We start from the raw sequence: 1,946 nt of genomic DNA on the forward strand, positions 1-1,946 counted from the left end.
GGAAGCCGAGTTCTGCCGCGTCGCCGAAGCCCACCCCAGGGTCATGGCTTATGTGAAGAACCATAACCTCGGGCTGGACGTGCCCTACCGCTACGCCTCGGAGTCGCGCACCTACCGCCCGGACTTCATCGTCCAGGTCGATGATGGTCACGGCCCCGACGATCCGTTGAACCTCATCGTCGAGATCAAGGGCTACCGGGGCGAGGATGCCAAGGAGAAGAAATCCACCATGGACACCTACTGGGTACCCGGGGTGAACCACCTGGGCAGCTACGGCCGCTGGGCCTTCGCCGAATTCACCGATGTCTACGCCATGCAGGACGACTTCGCGGAACAGGTCGCAGCCGAATTCGACGCCATGCTGGCGGGCTTGCTGGGAGACGAGGCGGCATGAAGAACGGGAACACCTCTCTGGTCACACAACAGCCACCTGGTGTAGTGGTTGCAAGCCATCGCTGGCTAAACCATAATCATCAGTACATCCGCCCCTTGGCAGTAAGCCCGCTCACCTATCCCGAGCGTTTGCCGACCCCCTGGGGCTTTTCTATGCCTGAATTTCAGAAACTTAGAACGATACGCAATGCCTGGCACCTCCTCCGCCTGGGAGCGACGCCATGACGGCTCGCCGCATCGCCATCCTGATCGACGGTGGCTTCTTCCTGAAGCGCCTGCCGAAGCTGGTAGCCAGCGATCAGTGCACTTCCGCTCAAGGTATCGCAACCTGCATTCGCCGCCTGTGTGCCAGTCATATCAACCAGTTAACCGGCGATAACGACAAACGCTGGCAGCGGCATGTCTACCGCACCTTCTTCTACGATGCGGTACCCTATGAGGGCAAGGCCCACCACCCGATCGACAACCACGCTATCGACTTCGCCAAGTCGGACGTGGCCCGCTCTCGACATGAGCTTTTCGACGTGCTGCGCAGGCAGCGCAAGCTGGCACTGCGCTTGGGCAAGGTCACCAAGGAACATGACTGGACCATCAAGCCAGCCCTGACCAAGAAGCTGCTGCACACCCGCCAGTGGATCGGCGCCTTGGACCGACTCGCCGGCCAGGCAGAGGACACTCCCGAATCCACCACCTCGCTCGAGCTCTCCCCCGAGGAAGCTCGTAGCTTGCTCAACCTGCGCGAGTTGTGGCACTCGCTGGATGGCGGCACCGTCAGCCTGGGCCTGCGCCAGAAAGGGGTCGACATGCGCATTGGGCTGGATATCACCACCCTGACCCTCAAGCGCCAGGTCGACACCATCATTCTGGTGGCCGGCGATAGCGACTTCGTGCCCGCCGCCAAGCTAGCCAGGCGCGAAGGCATCGAATTCATCCTTGACCCCCTGTGGCAAAAGGTAAATGCCGACCTGTTCGAGCATATCGACGGCTTGCAATCGGGGTTGAGGAAGCCGGGAGCCCCGGCCAACGACAACACCCAATCACGGACAGAACGCGATCAGGCGCAACTACAAGCGCCCGACGAAGAGGATTGAAGCCTTGGCACGCACCCCCGTACAGCCGAAACGCATCGAAACCCTCACTCACGACGAGGCCACACGCCGCAACATTCCCACCGCCGAATACCAGTCGGTGATGAAGAAGGACGACCAGGCCCCGGTCAGGGTCAGCTACCCGCGCGGAAACGATGAGCTGAGTGGGGGAAAGGAAAACCGCAACCGCGACCTTGACCCTCAGCTGGTCTGGCGTGGCAAGGACCAGCAAGACTGGTCCGACCTGGTGGTCAATGCCCCGCCGCTGTATATCCAGGAGAAGGTTCACCCCAAGGCACTGATCGACGATCTGCGCCGGCGCACCGAGCAGAATGAGCCGGCCGGAATGGATCAAGCCGATCTGTTCGGCGACTTCAACGGCCTGCCGGAAGACGCCGACAAGACCGAGTTCTACCAGCACGAAGGCAAGTGGCAGAACCGCATGATCCTCGGCGACAGCCTGCA

Annotated in this window: 1 protein-coding gene and 2 pseudogenes; all 3 read left to right on the top strand. The window is 61.4% G+C overall.

Going from position 1 to position 1,946, the window contains the following annotated elements; translation table 11 throughout:
- Positions 1–394, top strand: a pseudogene (locus ACESMD_RS10150) (restriction endonuclease); the annotation flags it as partial.
- A 220-nt stretch (positions 395–614) separates the two neighbouring features.
- A complete protein-coding gene (locus ACESMD_RS10155; RefSeq protein ID WP_372612796.1) occupies positions 615–1,484 on the top strand; it encodes an NYN domain-containing protein in 870 nt (289 codons plus the stop codon).
- A 4-nt stretch (positions 1,485–1,488) separates the two neighbouring features.
- Positions 1,489–1,946 (top strand): annotated as a pseudogene (locus ACESMD_RS10160) (hypothetical protein); the annotation flags it as partial.

The sequence above is a fragment of the Halomonas sp. genome (assembly GCF_041689495.1).
Lineage (GTDB): Bacteria > Pseudomonadota > Gammaproteobacteria > Pseudomonadales > Halomonadaceae > Halomonas.